The 5,948-nt window shown below is 71.5% G+C and carries 1 pseudogene; it reads left to right on the plus strand.

Annotated features, from left to right (window positions below):
- Positions 1-9: 9 nt before the first annotated feature.
- Positions 10-5,948 (plus strand): annotated as a pseudogene (locus tag ACWD3E_RS42990) (amino acid adenylation domain-containing protein); the annotation flags it as partial.

A 5,948-nucleotide genomic window follows, 5' to 3' on the forward strand; every position in this document is an offset into this window, starting at 1 on the left:
GGCTCGGTTCTGCCGGAGTTCATGGTGCCGGCTGCTGTCGTGGTCCTTCCCGAGCTCCCGCTGACCGCGCACCGCAAGGTCGACCGGCGCGCCCTGCCCGCCCCCGACTACACGGCGGCTGTGTCCTCACGGGCCCCGCGCAGTGAGCGTGAGCAGGCCCTGTGTGAAATCTTCGCGGAGGTGCTCGGGCTGGAGCGGGTCGGTATCGACGACAGCTTCTTCGACCTCGGCGGCCACTCCCTCCTCGCCACCCGCGTCATCAGCCGCATCCGCACCGTACTCAACATCGAACTCCCCCTCCGAGCCCTCTTCGAGGGACCCACGGTCGAACAGCTGGACGGCAGTGTCGAGCGGGCCGGCACCGCGCGGGCCGCGCTGGTCCCGGCTGTGCGACCCGACTATGTGCCACTCTCATACGCGCAGCGCCGGATGTGGTTCCTGAACCGCTTCGAGGGTGCGACGGCGGCCACGTACAACATGCCCGTCGCCCTGCGGCTGAGCGGCCGGCTGGACCGCGCGGCCCTGCGCGCGGCCCTGCGCGACGTTGTCGCGCGCCACGAGGCCCTGCGCACGGTGTTCCCCGCAGGCGCCGACGGCACCCCCCACCAGCAGGTGCTGGACATCGACGTGTGCGGTGACCGTCTCGGCCTTCCTGTCGAGACGGTCACGCCCGACGGCTTGCCGTCGCGGCTCGGTGAACTCGCGGCCCAGGGTTTCGACCTGACAGCCGAGCTGCCGGTGCGAGCACGGCTGCTCGCGCTGGACGACACCACCCACGTCCTGGTGGTCGTCCTCCATCACATCACCGGCGACGGCTGGTCGATGACGCCTCTGGCGCGCGACCTCGCGGCGGCTTACGAGGCGCGTGCCGCGGGGCGGGCGCCGGCGTGGGAGCCGCTGCCGGTGCAGTACGCGGACTACGCACTGTGGCAGCGCGCGGCACTCGGTGACGACTCCGATCCGGACAGTCTGATCAGCCAGCAGCTGGGGTACTGGGTCGACCAACTGGATGACCTGCCCGAACAGTTGCAGCTGCCCACCGACCGGCCCCGTCCCGCCGTCGCCGGTCACCGGGGCGGTCGGGTTGCCTTCGAGCTGGACGCGGAGCAGCACCGCCTGCTGGCTTGTATCGCCCAGGAGTCCGGTGCCAGCCTCTTCATGGTCCTGCAGGCGGGCTTCGCGGCGCTGCTGTCGCGGCTCGGTGCGGGGACGGACATCCCGATCGGCACACCGGTGGCCGGCCGTACGGACGAGGCGCTGGACGATCTGGTCGGGTTCTTCGTGAACACCCTGGTGCTGCGCACCGACCTGTCAGGTGACCCGACCTTCCGCGAACTCGTCGGACGGGTGAGGGAGACGGACCTGGCCGCGTTCGGACACCAGGACGTGCCGTTCGAGCACCTCGTCGAGGTGCTGAACCCGGTCCGGTCCATGTCCCGGCACCCCCTGATCCAGGTGATGCTGGTCATGCAGAACACGGAGGAGGCCGAGCTGCGCCTGCCCGGACTCACCGTGTCCGCCGCGGCGGCACCGACGAACGTGGCCCGGTTCGACCTGTCCGTCTCGTTCGCCGAGCAACGCGGCCCCGACGGGCATGCTCATGGCCTGTCAGGCGTCCTGGAGTACGCCGCCGACCTGTTCGACCGGTCCACGGCCCAGGCGATGACCGCCCGGTTCGTCAGCCTGCTGCGGCAGGTGGGCAGCGATCCCGGCCGGAAGGTCGGCGCGGTCGACGTGCTCGCCCCCGGTGAGCGGGAGATTCTGCTGCGTGGTGGGAACGACACGGCGGTGTCCGTGCCGGACCTGAACGTGCCCGGACTGTACGCGCGGCAGGCCGCCGCGACGCCGGACGCCGTCGCGATGATCCATGGCGACGAGACGCTGACGTATGCGGAGTTGAACGCCCGCGCCAACCGCCTCGCGCACTGGCTCATCGGACGTGGCGTCGGCCCCGAGCAGCGGGTCGCGCTGACGCTGCCCCGGTCCGCGGACCTGGTCGTGGCGCTGCTGGCCGTCCTGAAGGCGGGCGGCGCATATGTGCCCGTCGACACCGACCATCCGGCGGCACGCGTCGCGTTCATGCTGGAGGACTCCGCACCGCTGCTCGTGCTCGGCCCGGACGACATGGCGGGTGGCTTCGCGGGGTACCCGGACACCGAGCCCGCCCGGGCGGGCTCCGGACTCGGGGACGCCGCGTACGTCATCTACACGTCCGGTTCGACCGGCAGGCCGAAGGGCGTCGTCGTTCCGCACAGTGCGCTCGTCAACCTCCTGGCCTCGTTGCAAGACAGGCTTGCGCTGGGAGCCGGTGACCGGGTACTCGCGGTGGCGTCGATCGCGTTCGACCCCGCGACCGTGGAGATCCTCCTGCCGCTGCTCTCGGGCGCCGGCCTGGTCCTGGCCGACAAGGCGACCCTGACCCGGCCCGAGGCGCTGCGGGACCTCATCCGCGACGCCGGGGTCACTTACATGCAGGCGACGCCGTCGCTGTGGCAGACACTCGTCACCCACGACGCCGGACTGGTGCGGGGGCTGCGGGTCGGCACGGGCGGTGAAGCGCTGCCGGCGCCGCTCGCCGCCACCCTGTGCGCCCACGCCGACGAGGTCCTCAACCAGTACGGGCCGACCGAGGCGACCGTCACGGCCACGCTCGCCGAGATCACCCCCGGCATGGACGTCCCGCCCATCGGCCGCCCGATCGCCAACACCCGGGTGTACGTCCTGGACGAGTGGCTGTGCCCGGTGCCGCCGGGCGTCATCGGCGAGCTGTACATCGCCGGGCACGGCCTGGCCCGCGGCTACCTCGCCCGTCCCGCCCTCACCGCCGAGCGGTTCGTCGCCAACCTCTACGGACCCGCCGGGGCACGCATGTACCGCACTGGTGACCTCGCACGCTGGAACGGCGCCGGCCGGCTGGAGTACGCGGGCCGCGCCGACAGCCAGGTCAAGCTCCGCGGTTTCCGTATCGAACCGGGGGAGATCGAGGCGGCCCTCGTCCGTCACCCGCGGGCCGCCCGGGCGGCCGTCATGGTCCGTGAGGACCGGCCCGGCGACCGGCGCCTCGTCGGATACGTCGTGCCCACCGACGACGGCGACCCCGTGGACCCGGGCGAGCTGCGGACGTTCGTCTCCGGCCTCCTGCCCGATTACATGGTCCCCAGCGTGGTGCTGCTGCTCGACGCCCTCCCGCTCACCCCCAACGGCAAGCTGGACCGGCGCGCGCTGCCCGCACCGGCGTACACGGCCTCCGGGCGGGGTCCACGCGACGCCCGCGAGGAAGCCCTCTGCGCCGTCTTCGCCGAGGTGCTCGGGCTGGAGCGGGTCGGCATCGACGACAGCTTCTTCGACCTGGGCGGCCACTCCCTGCTCGCCACTCGGGTGACCAGCAGGATCCGCACCGTGCTCGGTGTGGAGGTGCCGCTGCGGGACCTGTTCGAGGCACCGTCGGTGGCACGGCTGGCGGAGCATGTGGTGGGTGCCGGCGCCGCGCGCCGGGCGCTGCTGCCGATGGCTCGCCCGGAGACGGTTCCGCTGTCGTTCGCCCAGCGCCGACTGTGGTTCCTCAACCGGTTCGAGGGTCCGGAGTCCGCGACGTACAACGTGCCTCTCGTCTTCCGTCTGACGGGCCTGCTCGACCGTGAGGCCCTGGCCGCTGCCCTGCGGGACGTGGTCGAGCGGCACGAGTCGCTGCGGACCGTCTTCCCCGAAGGGGACGACGGCACCCCCTGTCAGCGGGTCCTCCCGACCACCGAAGTCGACCTCCCGGTGTGCGAGCTGCGGCAGGACGAACTGCCGGACGCGGTGGCCGAGGTGACCGGCCGCGGCTTCGACCTGCGGACCGAGGCGCCCCTGCGTGCCGCCCTGTTCGCCTTGCCGGACGAGACCCACGTGCTGGTCGTGGTCGTGCACCACATCGCGGGCGACGGCTGGTCGATGGCGCCGCTGGCCCGGGACTCGGCCACGGCGTACGCGGCCCGCATCGAGGGTCGCGCCCCCGCGTGGGAGCCGCTGCCGGTGCAGTACGCGGACTACGCGCTGTGGCAGCGCGAACTGCTCGGCGAAGACTCCGACCCGGACAGCGTCATCACCCGGCAGGTCGCCTACTGGGCGGCCCACCTCGCCGGCCTGCCGCAGCAGTTGGAGCTGCCCGTGGACCGGCCGCGTCCTGCGGTGGCCTCCTTCCGGGGCGACCGGGTGGCGTTCGAGGTGGAATCGGAGGTACACGCGGGCCTCACGGCACTGGCCCGCGAGTCCGGTGCCAGCCTCTTCATGGTGGTGCAGGCGGCGTTCGCGGCGTTGCTGTCGCGGATGGGTGCGGGGACGGACATCCCGATCGGTTCGCCGGTGGCCGGGCGCACGGACGAGGCGCTGGACGATCTGGTCGGGTTCTTCGTGAACACGCTGGTGCTGCGGACGGATGTGTCGGGTGACCCGACGTTCCGCGAACTGGTGGAGCGGGTCCGGGAGACAGACCTGGCCGCGTACGAGCACCAGGACGTGCCGTTCGAGCACCTGGTGGAGGTCCTCAACCCGGCCCGCTCCATGGCCGCGCACCCCCTGTTCCAGGTGATGGTTGCCCTGCAGAACAACGCACAGGCCCGGCTTCACATGCCCGGACTGGACGCGTCGGCGATGGCCACCCCCGGTTCCGCCAAGTTCGACCTCTTCCTCAGCCTCGCCGAGCACGCGTCCGGCGGCGGGGAACCGGCCCACGGACTGACCGGCGTCCTGGAGTACGCCGTCGACCTTTTCGACCGAGCGACGGTCGAAAGTCTGATGGAGCGGTTCGCCCGGGTGCTCGCGGCCGTCGTGACCGACCCGGATGTGCGGGTGGGCGCCCTGGCGGTGCTGTCCGAGGACGAACGTCATGAGCTGGTGGCGCGCCGCAATGCCACGGGTGTTGAGGTTCCGTGGGTGTCGCTGGCGGAGTCTTTTGCGGCGCGGGTGGCGGTTGATCCGTGTGCGGTTGCTGTGGTGTTCGATGGTGTGGAGCTGTCGTACGGGGAGTTGAACGTTCGGGCGAACCGGTTGGCGCGGTTGTTGGTGGAGTGTGGGGCGGGGCCTGAGCGGGTGGTGGCGTTGATGCTGCCGCGTTCGGAGTGGTTGCCGGTGGCGTTGCTGGCGGTGGTGAAGTCGGGGGCGGCGTATCTGCCGGTGGATCCGGAGTATCCGGCGGACCGGATCGCCTACATGCTCGGCGACGCCGACCCGGTGTGCGTGCTGGGTTCGGCGGAGACGCTTCAGCAGGTCCCCGAGGAGTGGACGGACCGTGCTGTCGACGTTCCCGCACAGGCCCTCGACGGCTACCCGGACGGCGAGTTGACGGCCGACGAGCGCGGTGGGGAGCTGCTGCCCGAGCATCCGGTGTACGTGATCTACACGTCGGGATCGACGGGCCGCCCGAAGGCGGTGGTGTTCCGGGCCGGGGCGCTGGCCAACCTCCTGGCCTGGCACGCAGGTGACCGGATGAGCGGTGGGACCACCGCCCACTTCACGTCCATCAGCTTCGACGTCGCCGCACAGGAGATCTTCTCCACCCTGTGGTCCGGCGGAACCCTCGCGGTGCCCCATGACGACGTCCGCAGGAACCCCGCGGAACTGGTGCGCTGGCTCGACCGGCACGGAGTGAACCAGCTGTACGCACCCAACCTCGTCATCGAGGCGGTCGCCGAAGCGGCCACCGAACTCGGCCTGCCGCTGCCGAGGTTGCGGGAGGTCGCACAGGGCGGTGAGACGCTGACCGTACGCGACTCGGTGCGCGACTTCTTCGCCCGGGTGCCGGGGCGCCGACTCCACAACCACTACGGGCCGACGGAGACCCACGGGGTCACGGCGTTGTCGTTGGAGGGTGACGTTGGCGGGTGGCCGGTGTTGCCGTCGATCGGTCGGCCTGTGGCCAACTGTCGGGTGTATGTGCTGGACGATCGGTTGTGTCCGGTGCCGGTGGG

The organism is Streptomyces sp. NPDC002676 (genome assembly GCF_053592455.1).